Source organism: Spirosoma sp. KUDC1026 (assembly GCF_013375035.1).
Lineage (GTDB): Bacteria > Bacteroidota > Bacteroidia > Cytophagales > Spirosomataceae > Spirosoma.
Map to the genome: position 1 here is coordinate 4,303,661 of NZ_CP056032.1, position 17,014 is coordinate 4,320,674.

Below are 17,014 nucleotides of genomic sequence, written 5' to 3' on the forward strand. Positions count from 1 at the left end.
GAATTATCAATATAATATTTTGCTTATTCCATTGCCTCAATCTTTATAAGATGTCTATAAAGAAAGAACAATAATATTCTCAACCTTTACTGAAGAAACATACATAGATCAACATAGATAAACAGTCTGAGTATAAACACTTAGCAGTCTACTAGAAATAGGCCTATCACTTATTTTGCCCGGAAAGAAAAGCCTTTTAGCTAACGTATATTGCGTATCGTTTTTCCAAATTTTCTTTCACAGTAGTAAAATAAAGTCTATTATTACAAGTAGTCCTTTTGTTTGGTTAGTCATGCTTAACATCTCTTTTTCCATCAACTGTTTATGAGAAAATCTCTAGTTAGTGTCTTATTCCTGTCACTACTATTTTCGCTCCCTTTGCTGGCGCAAAATGTAGCCATAACAGGACGTGTAACCTCTTCCGATGACGGCTCAGCTTTACCAGGAGTGAGTATTGTTATAAAAGGAACAACGCAGGGAACGACAACAGACGCGAATGGCAATTATCAAATTTCAGCAAGCCCAACTGCAACGCTGACGTTTTCCTTCGTTGGCTTTAAATCACAGGACGTAGCCATCGGCAATCGTACGGCGGTGAATATCTCCCTGCAGAGCGATGCATCAACATTAAATGAAGTGGTTGTAACCGGCTTTGGTATTCGTCGGACGGAGCGCGAAATAGGTACGTCAGTCTCCCGACTGAACAGCGCTCAAATTAACCAGGCAGCCCCGGTAAACATTGCCAATGGCCTGACGGGCAAGGTAGCTGGTCTACAGATTAACCTAACCAACAACGCCGTAGGCGCTACGCCACGGTTAACCATTCGCGGGAACCGCTCTTTTCTGGGTAACAACCAGGCGTTACTGGTAGTCGATGGTGCGCTGACCGATATTAGCTACCTGAACTCGATCAACCCCAACGATATAGAGAGCACTAACATCCTGAAAGGACCCAGCGCGGCTGCCCTGTACGGCTCCGATGCCTCGAATGGGGTGTTGGTTGTTACAACTAAACGTGGAACGACAACCAATCGTCCTCAGATTACGTATTCCAATAATACTCAGTTCGAAAGCGTCTCCTACATGCCGACGCTGCAAAATTCGTACGGATCGAACGGAGGTGAAGGTGCTCCTTTTCTAAATGCAAACGGACAGCGGCTGTATGTACCTTTCGAAAACCAGCAGTTTGGCCCGGCCTATGATGGTTCGACACAACCATTGGGATATGGCGTACAGGTTCGCAATCCCGACGGTTCGCTTTCGCTCGATACGCTCCAAGTTCCCTATGCGGCTCTTGCTAAGGATCCACGCCGGGCTTTCTTCCGGACGGGTTCTACGGTACAACATGACCTCTCCTACCGAGTTGGTGATGCCCTGAATTTTTTTGGGTTAGGTTTGCAGCGCGTTGATCAACGGGGTATCGTTCCCAACGATCGCTACAGCCGGACGAATATTCTGATTAACGGCGGACGCAACTTCAACAAGTTTACGGCAACTGCTAAGGCAAACTTCACCTACGAGAACACCAACGTTGAGAATGGCGATTTTGGCCAGGGACGCCCAGTTTACTGGAACCTGCTGAATCAGCCCGCTCATGCTCCCCTCACAGATCCGCGTATTTCAGACATTACGTCTCCATACGGTGACGTAAACGGCTACTTTAACGCTTATTACCCTAACCCGTGGTGGCAGGTAACTGGTGACAATTCACGTCAGCTTACCAACAAATATTCGTTCCAGGGCTATACCGACGTAGCTTACCAAGTTAAGGATTGGTTTAACGTTCTGTATCGTGTTTCCGGACAGGTCTCGAATGAGCAGTATAAAGCGCACCGGGCCGACGTATCCTTTAGCGACTATGCCCTTGGCGACCCCTGGGGAGCTGGTAACATTGCATCATCAGTTCAGCGTCGGAGTGGTACGGTTACTGATCGTACGGACACACGGACACGTTTTACAGGCGACCTGCTGATTACGATCGACCCCAAATTCGGTGACTTCACCACCAAATTAATTCTGGGGCAGCAAACCCGGATGGATTACCGTCGCTACACCTACGCGAATGCGGCAGCGCTGGTTGTCCCGGGCGTTTACAATATTAACAACCGATTGGGTCAGGCAACCGTAGATGAGTTTTATCGGCAGAGCCGACTGATTGGTGCGTTTGGCGATCTGACGCTGGGATATAAAAACTTTCTGTTCTTACACGCTACGGGTCGGAATGACTGGAGTTCGCTGCTGGGAGCCGACAACCGTTCGTTCTTCTACCCCAGTGTTGATGCTTCGCTTGTCGTGACCGATGCTATTGAATCGCTGAAAAACGGGAATGCGCTGACTTACCTGAAAATTCGGGGCGGTGTTGCAAAAGCCGGTAACGTAAACGTAGCGGCTTATCAGTTGCAGAATGTGTTTAACCCAGGCACCGGCTTCCCCTTCGGTAGCCAGCCGGGTTTTGAACTGGGTAATACGCAGAATGACCCGAATCTAAAACCAGAGTTCACGACCAACCGCGAAGTTGGGGTTGAAGTTGGTTTGTTCGACCGGGTGAATCTGGAAGCGGTGTATTACAACACGACAACGATCAACCAGACGGTTCCTATTCAGATCTCGCGCACAACGGGCTATACGTCGGCGCTGATCAATACGGGTTCGATGGAGAACAGCGGGGTTGAGCTGGAATTACGTACCCTCCGTCCCATCGTTCGGGCAGGCAACTTCACCTGGAATCTGAATGCGAACTACACATATCTGAACAACAAAGTAACGTCGGTATACGGCGATCTGGATCGGATCAACATTCCACTGAGCGATGGTACGGGTTCATCGGTTTACGCGGCTGTTAATCAGGCGTACCCAGCCTTATACGTAACTGATATTCAGCGTGTTTCCGACCAGAATAGCCCCTATTATGGTCAACCGATCGTAAATCCGACAACGGGCTATCCTATCCTGGATGCTAACATCAAGTATTTCGGAACAACCCAGCCCCGTCACCGTTTTGGTCTGACCAACACGTTTGGTTATAAAGATTTCACGCTGACGGCGGTGGTTGAATACCGCGGTGGTAACGTTATCAATAACGCCATTGGGAACGCGCTTGAGTTTACGGGTGCCGGTATCCGGTCTACCTACAATGGCCGTCAGAATTTCATCTATCCAAATTCGGTTATTCAGAATGCCGATGGATCGTATTCGCAAAACACCAGCGTTTCGACTCGCGATGGCAATCTGGAATTCTGGACAAACTCGGGTTACCATAATGCCGGTTCCAGTTATATAACCAGCGCTGCGTTCTGGAAACTTCGCGAAGTGGTGCTGGGCTACGACGTACCAGCTACGGTTCTGAGCAAACTGAAAATCTTCCGGGCGCTGAACGTTGCGCTAACGGGCCGGAACCTGTTTATGCTGCGTCCCAAAACCAACGTTTTCACCGATCCGGAATTTTCGCTGGACAATAGTAACGCACAAGGTACCACAAACGAATACCAGACTCCGCCTACACGGTTCTACGGTTTCCGGGTAAGTGTTGGGTTCTAATTCTAATCAGCAACAGACAATGTTTAACATAAAGAAAATAACGGTTGGGGTACTGGTAGCACTGCTCGTCGTGACGTCAGGCTGTAAAGAATTCCTCGATATCAATAATAACCCGAACCAGGTGACGGCCGCCACGCCCGAACTGGTTCTGCCTGATGCGCTGGCGGCTTCGGCTCGGTACATCCAAACCAGCTTTCCATTTCTAAATCTGTGGATGGGCTACTGGAACTGGAGTGGTAACTACTCGATTGGTACGTCAGATAAGAACTACCAGTTCACCAACTCGTTTGGATCTGGTATTTGGGACAATGCGTACCTCAATCTGAAGAACTACAACTACATCGACACGCAGGGAGCCGAATTAAACCAGCCGGTGCTGCAGGGAATGGCTAAGATTATGAAGGCGCTGCACTTTCAGATCCTGGTCGATACCTACGGCAACATTCCGTATACTGAAGCCCTCGCCGGCGTTTCAACGGCCTCGCCGAAGTACGACGATCAGGTAGCGGTTTACGAAGATCTGTTCAATCAGATTGATGCGGGTCTGGCTTTGTTTGATCAGGCTGACCAGCTGGCCGATCAGGGCGCTACGGTGTTGAATCCAGGCACGAACGATATTATGTTTCATGGCGACCTGGACCTGTGGCGGGAATTTGCCAACACGCTGAAACTACGGATGCTGCTGCGGCAGTCCGAAAAATCGGACCGGCAGTCGTTCATCCAGGCGCAGCTGACCAAAATAAAGGCGTCGGGCTATGGTTTTCTGGGAGCTGGCGAAAGCGCTACGGTAAACCCAGGGTACACGAACTCAACGAACCAGCAGAATCCATTTTTTGGAAACTACGGCGAGACGGTAACGGGAACACCTACCGAGCTGAACAACCAGTACAAAGCCAATAAATACGGGGTTGATTTCTATCAGACCACCAATGATCCACGACTCGGCCGGTACTACTACCCAGTTGGCGGTACGGGAACGACGTTCAACGCTACGTACTTCGGCACCATTGCTCCAGTAGTCAACAGCCTGGTATCGGCCATCGGCCCTGCCCTGCTGGATGATGCCAGTCAGGACGCCGTTATTCTATCATCGCACGAGTCGTTGTTCTTACAGGCCGAAGCTGCCCAGCGCGGCTGGATCACGGGTACGCCCAAAACGCTGTATCAGTCTGCAATCTCGGAGTCGTTTATTAACGTGGGACTTACCGCAGCGCAGGCAACAACGTACTACTCGCAGGCAGTTAATAACGTTGGCTTCGACGCATCGACGAACAAAATCGAGGCTATCATCACGCAGAAATGGGCGTCGCTGAACGGTTTCTCTCCTTTCGAATCCTGGTCGGACTACCGGCGGCTGGGTTATCCTAACGTACCTATCTCGCAGGACCCAAGTACCTCAATCAAACAGATTCCAGTTCGATTGCTGTATCCGCAAAGCGAATACAACTATAATGCAGCGAATGTGAACGCACAGGGTACAGTAAGCCAGTTTACAACGAAGATTTTCTGGGAGAAATAAGCGATTAAACCGAAAGACACAATCATGAAAAAATATCTATACGTTGTCTTCGCAGCGGGTCTGACGGCTAGTCTGAGCTCCTGCCTGAACGACGACGAACACTACGTTGATTTTAAGAATGTGGGCGCTATTGCCGAAATTCCTTCGTCGGCGTTTTATGGTCGTGAGGATGCCCGCAGTTACCTGAAAGTAACAGCCGTTGTCGATTCATTTGACGTAAACATTGCTTCTCCGGACGTACCGACGCAGGACACGCAGGTAACGCTGGCAGTCGATCAGAGCGCCCTGACCGGCACTGCGTATACAATACTGCCTTCGTCCCTGTTTCAGTTGATTACACCCACTGTAACGGTTAAGGCTGGTTCGCGGCTAGCCTCGGTGAAGTACCAATTGAATACGTCGTCGCTGACGTTCAAGGATAACTACGCGTTGCCTGTGGTTATTAAATCAGCGACAAACGGTGTAACAGTCAGCAGTAATTACGGCACCAAGATCGTTGCCATTAAACTGCGTAACAACTATGAGGGTACGTACCAGTCAACGGGTACGTTCGCTCACCCTACGGCGGGCACCCGGGCTATCAACCGGACCAAAACGCTGAGCAGTATTGACGAAACAACCAGTCAGACTGAATACGCTGATTTAGGAACTGCAGCTCAGATGTGGCTGACCATCAACGCGGACAACACCGTCACGATCACGCCCAAAGGGACGGCTTCGGCAACGGTACAAACCGGCGTTAACAAGTACGATCCGGCTACCCGCACTTTTACGCTGAGCTACCAATATGCTGGCTCGGGCGGTAACCGGATTATTAACGAAACCATTCGCCGGACTAACTAGACCGATGAAACCCCAAAAACAAAAAAGCAGCTCTGCTCAGAGCTGCTTTTTTGTTTGTACTACCCTTCCGTAGCTATTCAGTTACACTTTCAACAGCTTCCGGCTTTTTCTTTCCGGTTAGTTCTGCCAGTAGCTCGTCGACATTGACCGTTGCAAAGCTGCTGGCGTAATCAGCCATGGCGTAGGGAATGATCAAATCCCGCCCACTAATCAGGCCACCGCAGCTATACACTACGTTTGGCACGTAGCCCTCCCGCTCGTTTTCGTCGGGGCTCAGAATGGGTTCGGTTGTCCGGCCAATAACTTTGCTCGGGTCGTTCAGGTCCAGTAGGAAAGCGCCCACGGCATATTTCCGCATGGGACCAACACCGTGGCTCAGCACCAGCCAGCCCTCTTCCGTTTCGATAGGCGACCCGCAGTTGCCGAGTTGCACGTACTCCCAGTGGTACGTCGGCTTCACGATCAGTTCTTTGGTCTGCCAGAAATATAGATCATCAGAGTACATCAGATAGATATTCTCTCCGTCCTGACGGGAGATCATGACATATTTGCCGTTAATCTTCCGGGGGAACAAGGCCATCCCTTTATTCGACACTTCGGCTCCGTTCAGCGTACTGACGCTGAAATGCGTGAAATCCTTGGTTTCGAGCAGCTGCGGAAACGTTACCCGACCGTTGTAAGCAGTGTACGTAGCGTAGTACGTAACGTCCCCGTTGTCGTCGGTGAACTGCACAAAGCGGGCATCTTCAATACCGTTCGTTTCGTTGGGCGATGTCGGGAAGATGCAGCGCTCGTCCAGACTTTGGTCTTCGTCGAAGTGAATTTCGTAGTTTGACTTGGCCAGCGCCAGCAGTCCGCTGGCAATGGTATCGTATTCGGCGTTATAGCGATACTGCGCCAGCACGCGTTTGATCTGCTGCTCCAGCTCCGACAGGCTGAACTCTTCGCTCAGTCCCGTCATCATTTTCTCCTGGATACTGTTCTCCAGGCGCAGTTCGTAGAGCTTCCGCTCGAACTGGGTACGGTTGAACCGGTGATTGGGAACAATGTCTGGCGCGGTAACGTAACGCGAAGGTTTGCGAAGCACAATCTTTCCTTCTTCGTCAATGTAACCCATCCGGAACGAAATGGACGATACGTGTCCTTCACCCGTAGCCCGCAGACTCAGCACGAACCGTTTGTAGCCGGGGGGCACGTTCGTCTGATCGGGGTGCCATACCATCGACGGGTTAAACAGGGCCGCCGATTCAAGCGAATACTCCATCGTGAAATACGCCCCGAGCAGGAGCTGTCGATCGGGAGACTGGGTTTCGTCGGTCAGCAGGTGTGGTTTGATCTGCTCGAAGCGCTGGAGTAGAAACCGCTCGAGCTTGTAATGCCGCCCACCAAACTCACGGATCACTTCATCAAGTTTGGCCGCGGCTTCAGCGTCGGTCATGGCGTTGACGCGGGCAATAATTTTCAGTGTGCGCGTGGTGCTGCCCAGATCAAATGGCCGGAACAAAACCCGGGTTGGGTCGGGCCGGAGTACGATACCGGTGCGTGTTGCTTTAAGACTCATAAATATTCAGGTACGGTGTAACTGCAAGCTAGAACGGTGAAGACGCTGAAAACAAGATGACAGTTCACGAATTGACTGCAAATTGTTGTCAACGTCTTCCTGTCTGTCCGCATCGGACAGTTTATTAAGTAGCCGGGCCTAGCCGTTTGCCAGTGCTATCATTGGTACGACTACCGGTTTGATCTGGCTCCGTTTCTTCTGTACGTGATGTAGCTCGGCCAGGGCCAGCAGGTACGACAGGGTCGACTCGGCACCCTGGTTCTGGTTGACGCGGTCAATGTGGAGTCCATCGCGGCACCCTCCCGTTTGCTGATCGTACAGCGGCAATCCCAGATCGTTACCACCCAGGAACCATTTAAACACGCGGATGGCGGTACGGTGCCATTCCTCATCACCCGTTACGTCGAACGCAGCCAGGCAGGCCGACATGGTACTTTGGGCCTCGAGCGGCTGTTGATCGAAATAAGCCCGGTTACGGCCGCGTACGTAAAAGCCGTCGGAGCCAATAGGCTGAAAATGCCCCCGCTCGGCCGTTTGTACTTTAATCAGCCATTGCAGCGATTTCAGGCCGATCTGAACCAGCTGTTCCACACCAGAACGGATCATGACGTGGGCCAGCACGGCGTTGTCGTACGAAAGCGTATCTTCAATCCACGGCCATTCTTCGGTAGCGGTCTCGGTGTACCGGAACAGCAGTTTGTCAAGTAACTGATGCTGGATGGTTTTGGCCAGCCGATCATCATTGAACTTCTTCTGGTACTCGTAGATGCCTAATAAGGAAAAGGCCCAGGCTCTTGGCGATGACATGTCAACGACGCTTGGCAGTACCTTCTCAACTAGATTTAATGCCCATGTCACCGCGTTACGGTCGGATGAGCGGCCGATTACGGCCCCCAGAGCCCAGATGGTACGTCCGGTGCTGTCATCCGAGCCAACATCTTCTAGCCATCGCCGGTCGTAACTCATAAAATTCCGGAATCGCCGGTGTTCTTCGGAGTAGGCGTGGTTTACAAAGGCGCAGTAGTCATCGGCCACTTTGCCCAGTCTCGCATCACCCATGCCTGCTTCCTGGAGGATGACAGCCAGGAGAAGCGCGCGGGAGTTATCGTCGGTGCAATACCCTTCATCATAGAAAGGCAAGTGGTAGCGGGCGTGCTGAGCAATGCCCGTCGAATCGGTTAGGCGGTACAGGTGATCGAGTCGGAGCGCTGGTAATTTAAAGGCCATGCTGCCGTTGCCCCCCATGGTGTAGGGCGTCTGGTTATTGATCGTACTAACCCGCTCCTGCCGTGCTTTAGCGAACGAATTTGAGTACTGCTGAATCACCTGCGACCAGATCATCTCCCGACCCAGCATATAGCCGCGCTTCCGCATCGCATGCCGTTTTCCTTCGTCACGAAGTAAGTCAATAATGGCGTCGGAAAAAGCATCGGACTCGCCAAAGGGAACCAATACCCCGCGACCGTCGGCCAATAACTCTTCGGCATGCCAGTAGGGCGTCGACACCACGGCTTTGCCGCAGCCCAGCGCATACGATAACGTACCAGAGGTAATTTGTGCCGGATTTAGATAAGGCGTTACGTAGATGTCGGCCGAGCCCAGATATTCCAGCAGATCATCCAACTCGACGAACTGGTTGTAAAACCGAACATTGTCGCGCACACCGCAGTCCTCGGCCAGTTTTTTCAGGCTGTCCCGGTAAGCCTCACCCTCGTGCCGGATCAGGTGCGGGTGGGTTGCCCCCAGCACCATGTATACCACGTTCGGAAACTGCTCGACAATACGCGGCAGCGCCTTGATCATGGTTTCAATGCCTTTATTAGGCGACAGAAGGCCAAACGTCAACAGCGTCTGTTTGCCTTCCAGCCCGAACTGATCCTTGTAAAAATGGGTATCCACGAACGGCATGTCCGGAATACCATGCATCACAACGTCAATTTTTTCTTTGGGAACATCGTAAATGTTGATCAGGAAATCGCAGCCCTTTTCCGACATGCAGATCACCCGCGACGATAGGTCAGCAATGCTTTTGAGCACCAGCAACTGCTCTTCGTTCGGGTTTTTCAGAATCGTGTGAAAGGTCGTAACAACCGGCATGGTCAGGTTCCGGAGCAGCGTCAGGATATAACTCCCGGCGGGTCCGCCGTAAATACCATACTCGTGCTGCAGGCAAACGACCTCCAGGTCTTTCGAGTTGATAAACTCGGCCGCCTTCCGATAGGCATCCTGGTCATGCTGGTAAAAGTCGTACCGGACTTCACTGGGATAATCGTACCCATCCAGTGTGTCGTTGACAGAGACGACGATGGCATTGGAATCCGGAATAAACGAGTCATACGATTTGTACAGGTCAGACGTGAACGTAGCAATGCCACACTGTCGGGGCAGATAGTCACCAATAAATGCTACATTCTTGGGGTTATGCGTCCATACTACTGAGTCTTTCGTTTGAGTCGTCATATCGTTTTCGGGTGTCAGAAATCATGCGTTTCCGCATGAAGTATTGATTATTTCCTCGATTAAAAGCGATGAAACCCCCTATTTGTTTAGGCTAACCGGCACAAAATAATCGCCCGGATCGAGCCAGTACGACTAGTCTAGTCTTCCTGACGACTAAATATAATTTTCGACCTATTTTATACTGCCAAAACCATATCCGTTTACCAGATAATGTTGTCTATGTACCTATTTGTTAATCACCGAAAACGATCAACCTGGAGAGAAACAGGTGGCTTACCGGGTCAATAGGTGCGTATCGTAACCTGGGCCGTATCATCCTCGCCGTTGTCATAACCGTTGTTGGGCGTGGAGTCAGGATCGGCCACAGCGGCCAGTTCGATCTGCGCTTTCAGCTTATCCGACAGCGGTTGCTGCACTACCGCCCGGAACTGAAGCAGCGCCGATCCGTTTACCGCTACGTCGGCCAGGTTACCCCGCACGACGCCCGCTTCAAGCCGCATCCCCGCTCCATCCAGAAACGCCAGCCCCGCGGGCAGCAGGCACCCCACCTGAACGCTCCCCGACGACCGCCCCCCCCGATTGCTGACCACCATGCTGACCGTAATCGCCTGACCAGAAAGCGCAGCCTGGCTGCTAAGTGCCAGTTGCAGACTCAGATCCGCTTTGTCGGCTTCAGCTATGGGCTGGTTCGAAGCAACGGCTGGTAAGGCCGGGGCGTTAACCGAGAGCGGTGTGGCAAACAACTGATTCCCCGCCGAACGGGTACGCAGGCTGATCAGCGCCAGGTCGTCCTGTCCGTCGCCAATGCTGGTATTGGGCCGGGAGTCAACATCCAGCTCACTCATCCGGGCAACCTCTGCCGCAAACCGGTACGTTCCCTCCTGCGTTGGTCGCACCAGAAAGGAACGGGTCATGGTGGTCCCGGCTGGCAGGTTGGAAATAAGGGCCGAAATCAGGCCCCGTTTATGCGAAACCTCGCTCCCACCCGCAAATACCAGTGGTCCTGGCAGCAGACTCCGCACCAGCACGTTGGTAGCCGCAACCGATCCCTCGTTCCGAACGGTGATGTAGATACGTACAGGGGCATTCAGGTTTGGGGCCGTAGCATCAGCCGATAAAGACGTACTGAGGTCGGTGGCCTGAATAGCAGTAGGTAGCACGGGCGTAGTATTCCGGAAGAAATCGTCGTTCATGGCATCGTACCAGGCATCGCCCAGTTGCCGGATACCGTCATTGGTAAAGTGAACAACATCTTCGCGGGGCATCTGCACGACATCCGTGTTGGGTCCGGCATACACCTGCACTCCATTTCGGATCACCTGATTCTGGGCGTTGATGACCGGCGCGTACTCACGCAGGTTGAAGTTGTAATACAGGTTGTTGTCCATCGACACCCGCGCCACCATCCAGGGAATCTGGTACCCCATATCCTGCCGCGATTGCCGAATAACCGTTTCCAGGTCCGATGCGTAGCTGGCGGCCGACGGATCAGTATCATAAAATTCGGCCTCCCCCTGGTGCCAGAGGACAGCCCGCAAACCGGTCAGCGGTACGTAATCCTGCGCCACCCGCTTCAGGTTGCCGTAAGGCATTCCCGGCCGGAAAAACTCGTTGTAGGATGTAGCCGTACTATCGACCGTAATACTCTCGCGCCAATTCCGAACGGCCGTTCCCGACCAGCACGTATTATAAAAGGCTACTGGTACGTTGAAACGGGCAGCCAGCCGGTCACCCAGCCGGCCCCAGCACCAGGCGCTTTCGCCACGGGGCGCTACGTAGCCCGTTGTCGATAGTGGAGCGCCCACAAACGGAACAGGGAGTCGGGTCGTGTCGGTAATGTTGCGTTCCGACGAGCAGACTACCCGTTCGTCGGCGGGATTAACAGCCCCGTAACCAAAAATCCCCTGCCCGTTCGACTGTCCCGCCACAGCGAATACCTCGCCAACGCCGACGGGTTGTACAACTTCGGTTGCCGCAACTACTCCACCCACCCAGGCCCGAATCTCCAGCCGATACCAGCCCCCGCTGACAGTAGCCTGCCCCCGATATTGTCCCTGCGCCGGGGCGGCATCCAGCACAGCCCAGTCGGTACCGATCCCCTGCCCGGCATTCCGGGCCTGTACGCGCCAGTCAACCCGGTCAGCGGGGTTGGGGCAGGTACCTACAATGGTCATTATTGTCTGGTTGGCGTTGTTCCGTTGCAGCACTGTATGGGGCCGGGGGAACGTAACAGTCACTTGCCCGAATACGCCGAGAGGAAGCGTACCTAAAATAATCAGCCAGTATTTCCTGAACAGTCTTCCCGGTAAAAGTATAGACATAAAAATGGATTGGATATACGTAAGACGAAAATCCAGCCCATCGGGATTATCTACAACTCGACCGGTTCGTATTTATTAGACGGTAGGCCGTTACAGTTCTTCAAGTAACGTATCGAATGACACAAACTGACCGCCAAAGCGGTGTTGCAGCCGTTTCTGCATTGTGTCAGCATGCAGTTCCAGGAAAGAGGTATAATCGGTCATGTCATTAAAATCGAGCTGCACCGAATAGGTTAGCCCTCCGTTGTCGATTTCGGTCAGCAGACGTAGCATCCGGTGCCCCACAGGCAGGCGCGTCGCCAGAACGGCAGGCAGGTAGAATTTTTGCATCCAGCTTACCCAATCCGGTCCGACTTCGGCCGCTAGGCTGTAGGTTGTATTGTAAAGAATCATACGTAACAAACACGCAATAATGGGCGTAAGTTGGCGGTTTGGTTGTTTCTTTGCCGAACAATTATCGAAAAACATCTTTGCTTTATGTATCCCGGACTCGTACACGCCCACTCTGGTCTGCGCTGGATTGCTCTTATTCTACTGATCGTTGCTGTCATCACAGCTATCGCCAAATGGCAGGGACGCAGCGGCTATACTGACGGAAACCGCAAGCTGTATCTGTTTACACTTATTTCGGTACACACTCAGTTGTTAATTGGTCTGCTGCTCTTTTTCATTAGCCCAAAAGTTAATTTTTCGATGATGGGCGAAAAGATATACCGGTTCTACACGGCAGAACACACGGTCGGGATGCTGATCGCCATCGTACTCATTACCATCGGGTATTCAAAATCCAAACGGGCCGATGACGCCACGACCAAACAGCGCCTGATCGGCGTTTTCTACGGCATCGGTCTGCTGCTGATTCTGGCATCCATCCCCTGGCCGTTCCGGATTCCAGGTGCGGGCTGGTTTTAGGGCACAGCTTTACTCCTTCTTAAAAGCCATCGGGGCGCTCTGGTCAAGAGCGCCCCGATGGCTTTTTTTCATGTCTGTTCGTTCCGGAAAGCTCGATTAGTCTATTAAGCCTATATTAAATTATCGTTTATTTTCCCAGAACGGCCTTCCGTAAGCTAACTCACCCTCAACAACTTATAAAAATGGCATAAAAGATTACGCAGACGACTGTGGAAATAAATCCCCAAAAAGTTTGGCATTTATTCCACAGTCGTCTACTTTTATACCACGCAACTTGACTTTGACCTCTTTTTATGATCAAAAAAGTGCTCCTGACAGCATTTTCTGTTGTCTCGTTTGGCATGGTTCAAGCGCAATCCGTATCTGCCGTAACTAAGGTACCCACCGTAACTGAAGAATCTTTTTACGATCAGCTTCCTATCGTTAGCGACGTAATCAGCTTCGCTCGTAAGCATCTCTCCATCCGATACCGGTCTGGCGGCACCACCACCCGGGGCTTTGACTGCTCGGGTTTCACCCGGTTCTGTTTTAGTAAATTTGGGATTTCACTGCCTCACTCCAGTGCCGCGCAGGGCAACGTAGGCGAAGCGATTGAACGAGAAGAAGCTAAACCAGGCGACTTGATTCTATTCAAAGGCCATAGCTCGGGAAGCAGCCGTATCGGGCACGTTGGCCTGATTACCGAAGTGATCGGCAACAAAATCAAGTTCATCCACTCAGCCTGGAACGGTGGCGTTCGTTACGACTACCTGGACGCGGATTATTACCAGCGCCGGTTCGTTGGGGTCCGGCGCGTGGTAACGATGCTGGCTCAGGAAGAAACCAGCCTACAGCTTTAGAGTTGTTCCCGCTCCCTGCACAACGGCGGCCGCTACGTCGTCGGCATGGCAGATAATTACTTTCTTCACGCCGTTCTGTAGTGCATTGAAAGCGTTGTCCAGCTTAGGAATCATTCCTTTGTTAATCACTCCCGCGGCTTTGTATTCTGCATACAGCACGGGCGTCAGCTCATTGATGACACTAGTATCGTCGTTGGGGTCGGACAGGACGCCTTTTTTCTCAAAACAGTACACCAGCGTTACGTCGTTATGGCGTACCATGTCCAGTGCAATAGCCGACGCCATTGTATCGGCATTGGTATTGAGCAGACTACCAGTAGCGTCGTAGGTCAACGGGGCAAAAACAGGCGTCAGGTCCTGGCGGAGAAAGAACTGGATCTGCCCGGAATTGACTTGGTCAATATCACCCACAAATCCGTAATCGATTTCTTTCACCGGCCGTTTATGCGCCAGTACGGTACCCGCGTCCGCACCGGTCATGCCAATCGCGTCAACGTTCAGGGTCTGGAGTTTCGCAACGATCTGCTTGTTCACCAGACCGCCGTACACCATCGTCACAACGTCGAGCATCGACTGGTCGGTAATCCGGCGGCCATCGACCATCGTGGTTGGGATATTCAGCTTTTCAGCGACCTGGGTAGCAATTTTGCCCCCGCCGTGAATCAGGATCTTGGCTTCAGGCAGACCGGCAAAGGCCATTAGAAACCGCGACAAAGCCGCGGGCGCGTCGATTACGTTCCCACCAATTTTCACTACGGTAAGCGCACTCATAACGACAGCAGAATTTCTTTTAACACCGCCTGCGCCGACCATTCGCGATTGGCGGCCTGCTCAACAACCAGCGACTGCGGGCTATCCAGTACGGCATCCGATACTTTCAGATTACGCCGAACGGGCAGGCAGTGCATAAATTTACCGCTATCCGTCAGCGCCAGATCCTCCATACCTACGGCCCAGGACGGATCCTGTGTTAAAACCTGGCCGTACTGGCTATACGACGACCAGTTTTTGCCGTAGATAAAATCGGCCCCGGCAAAGGCTTCCTCCCGATCGTAAATAACCGGCGTATTGCCGACAAACTCGGGAGCCAGTTCGTAGCCTTTGGGATGCGTCATGACAAAGTCAACTTCCCCCGCCTGGGCGCGGGCACCCATCCATTCGCTAAAGGAGTTGGCAACAGCCTGGGGTAGCGGTTTGAAATGCGGCAGCCAGGTTAAGACGACCTTGGGCCGGGGTTTAGTTTTGGCTTCGTCAATGGTGATGCAGTCGGCCAGCGATTGCAGCGGATGTCGCGTTGCCGATTCCAGGTTCACGATGGGAACTTTGGCATACTTCGCGAACTGGTGCATAACCTGCTCGCGGTAATCTTTCTCCCGATCCTGTAGTTCAGCAAAGGCCCGGATCCCGATTACGTCGCAGTAGCGCCCAATCACGGCCGCGGCTTCGCGGACGTGTTCGGCCTTGTCGCCGTTCATCAGCACACCTTCTTCCATTTCCAGCCCCCAGCTGTCCTGGCCCACGTTCATGACCATGACGTTCATGCCCAGGTTCTGAGCGGCTTTCTGAGTGCTGAGCCGCGTCCGCAGGCTGGAATTAAAGAAGATCAGGCCGATGGTTTTGTTTTTGCCAAGGTGCTGATCGGCAAACGGATTGGCTTTGGCCGCACGGCCGGACTGAATCAGCGCGTCAAGGTCGGAGACGTCAGCCAGCGAAATGAAGTTGGTCATTGAATTAAGCTTGTCATTCAGGAGTCACGGTATTGATACGGCCAGTTTGCCTGGCGGAGACTGTCCATACCAATACCAGGGGGTTACTTACGATAAAACGCTTACTTCTTTACGCAGCGCTTCCAGGAAAAGATCAGCTTCGTCGGTGCCGAGAGCCAGCGACGGCAGAAGTCGGATGGTATGCTTACCCGCTACGCCCGTGAACTGTTTATGATCAAACAGCAGCGTCTTCCGCAGACTGTCGACCGGAAATTCGTATTCGATACCGATGATCAGGCCACGACCACGCAGTTCTTTGTAGCCCCCAATCTGTCGAATACCATCCAGCAGATAGTCGCCAACGCGAACTGCGTTCTCAATCAACCCTTCTTCCTTCATAATATCCAGCACAGCGATACCAGCGGTGCAGGCCAGGTGATTGCCACCGAAGGTCGTTCCCAGCAGGCCATAGCTGGCTTTGAACTTGGGCGAGATCAGAATACCGCCGATTGGGAAGCCGTTCCCCATTCCTTTCGCCATCGAAATAATGTCGGCTTCGATACCGCTGAACTGGTAGGCAAAGAATTTACCCGCCCGGCCGTAGCCGCATTGTACCTCATCCAGAATCAGGACCGCGCCGGTTTCGTCGCAACGTTTCCGGATTGCCCGCAGAAACTCGTCTGAGGCAACCTGAATACCACCAACGCCCTGGATACTTTCAATAATAACCGCACAGGTCTGGTCGGTGATACCGGCCACGGCCGCGGCTACGTCGTTATAGGGCAGAAATTTAACGTGTTTGTTATAATTGACGGGCGCTACAATGGCCAGATTATCTGTAGCAGCTACCGCCCCCGCCGTCCGGCCATGGAATGCTTTTGTAAACGCTACCACTTCCGTCCGGCCATTGTGAAAGGACGCGAGTTTCAGCGCATTCTCATTGGCTTCGGCACCAGAATTACACAAAAACAGCGCATAATCCGGATGACCGGACAGTTCACCGAGTTTATCGGCCAATTCCTGCTGCTGCGGAATCTGTACTGAATTGGAATAGAACGAAATTTTATTCAGTTGATCCGTCAGCGCCCGGACGTAGCGGGGGTGCGTATGACCCACCGAAATTACGGCGTGGCCGCCATACAAATCCAGATACCGCGTACCGTTAGCATCCCAGAGGTAACTGCCCTGCGCACGCACGGGCTCGATGTCATACAGCGGATAAACGTTAAATAGATCAGCCATTGTCAGCAAATGATAGAGGTAATCGCTCCGGAACGGTCTGTTTCGGAACAAAGGTTAAATCGGTGCAAGTTTAC

12 protein-coding genes are annotated in these 17,014 nt (G+C 52.4%); 5 read left to right on the forward strand and 7 right to left on the reverse strand.

Annotated elements, in window-relative coordinates; all coding sequences use genetic code 11:
- Positions 1-324: 324 nt before the first annotated feature.
- The 3 genes from HU175_RS17995 to HU175_RS18005 are packed head-to-tail and all read left to right on the forward strand — an operon-like array spanning position 325 to position 5,899.
- Positions 325-3,537, forward strand: coding sequence for a SusC/RagA family TonB-linked outer membrane protein (locus tag HU175_RS17995; RefSeq protein ID WP_176567903.1), 3,213 nt, complete (start codon positions 325-327; stop codon positions 3,535-3,537).
- Positions 3,538-3,556: 19 nt separating this feature from the next.
- Positions 3,557-5,056, forward strand: a complete 1,500-nt coding sequence (locus HU175_RS18000) for a SusD/RagB family nutrient-binding outer membrane lipoprotein (RefSeq protein WP_176567904.1) — start codon at positions 3,557-3,559, stop codon at positions 5,054-5,056.
- Between the two features lie 24 nt (positions 5,057-5,080).
- Positions 5,081-5,899 carry a BT_3044 domain-containing protein gene (locus HU175_RS18005; RefSeq protein WP_176567905.1) on the forward strand — a complete coding sequence of 273 codons (819 nt, stop codon included), beginning with the start codon at positions 5,081-5,083 and terminating at the stop codon, positions 5,897-5,899.
- A 73-nt stretch (positions 5,900-5,972) separates the two neighbouring features.
- Here HU175_RS18005 and HU175_RS18010 read toward each other — a convergent pair whose 3' ends face one another.
- The 4 genes from HU175_RS18010 to HU175_RS18025 form a co-directional block, all read right to left on the reverse strand.
- Positions 5,973-7,460 carry a glycoside hydrolase family 130 protein gene (locus tag HU175_RS18010; protein ID WP_176567906.1) on the reverse strand — a complete coding sequence of 496 codons (1,488 nt, stop codon included), beginning with the start codon at positions 7,458-7,460 and terminating at the stop codon, positions 5,973-5,975.
- A 138-nt stretch (positions 7,461-7,598) separates the two neighbouring features.
- Positions 7,599-9,920: a glycosyltransferase family 4 protein gene (locus tag HU175_RS18015; RefSeq protein WP_176567907.1), complete on the reverse strand. Its 2,322-nt coding sequence runs from the start codon at positions 9,918-9,920 to the stop codon at positions 7,599-7,601.
- A gap of 281 nt (positions 9,921-10,201) precedes the next feature.
- Positions 10,202-12,241, reverse strand: a complete 2,040-nt coding sequence (locus HU175_RS18020) for a sialate O-acetylesterase (RefSeq protein WP_176567908.1) — start codon at positions 12,239-12,241, stop codon at positions 10,202-10,204.
- Positions 12,242-12,331: 90 nt separating this feature from the next.
- On the reverse strand, positions 12,332-12,634 hold the full coding sequence (locus tag HU175_RS18025; RefSeq protein ID WP_176567909.1) for a DUF4286 family protein: 303 nt from the start codon (positions 12,632-12,634) through the stop codon (positions 12,332-12,334).
- A gap of 84 nt (positions 12,635-12,718) precedes the next feature.
- Between HU175_RS18025 and HU175_RS18030 the strand changes: the two genes are divergently transcribed.
- Together HU175_RS18030 and HU175_RS18035 are read left to right on the forward strand one after the other, a co-directional pair.
- Positions 12,719-13,153 carry a cytochrome B gene (locus HU175_RS18030; RefSeq protein ID WP_176567910.1) on the forward strand — a complete coding sequence of 145 codons (435 nt, stop codon included), beginning with the start codon at positions 12,719-12,721 and terminating at the stop codon, positions 13,151-13,153.
- Positions 13,154-13,446: 293 nt separating this feature from the next.
- A complete protein-coding gene (locus tag HU175_RS18035; RefSeq protein ID WP_176567911.1) occupies positions 13,447-13,992 on the forward strand; it encodes a C40 family peptidase in 546 nt (181 codons plus the stop codon).
- On the opposite strand, the gene argB is transcribed toward HU175_RS18035, so the two are convergent.
- The 3 genes from argB to HU175_RS18050 form a co-directional block, all read right to left on the reverse strand.
- Positions 13,981-14,763, reverse strand: coding sequence for an acetylglutamate kinase (gene argB / locus HU175_RS18040; RefSeq protein WP_176567912.1), 783 nt, complete (start codon positions 14,761-14,763; stop codon positions 13,981-13,983). The genes HU175_RS18035 and argB overlap by 12 nt on opposite strands.
- Entirely contained in the window at positions 14,760-15,719 is a 960-nt protein-coding gene (locus HU175_RS18045) for an N-acetylornithine carbamoyltransferase (protein WP_176567913.1), read from the reverse strand. The genes argB and HU175_RS18045 overlap by 4 nt, the downstream gene beginning before the upstream one ends.
- A gap of 87 nt (positions 15,720-15,806) precedes the next feature.
- Positions 15,807-16,940, reverse strand: coding sequence for an aspartate aminotransferase family protein (locus HU175_RS18050; protein ID WP_176567914.1), 1,134 nt, complete (start codon positions 16,938-16,940; stop codon positions 15,807-15,809).
- Positions 16,941-17,014 lie beyond the last annotated feature (74 nt).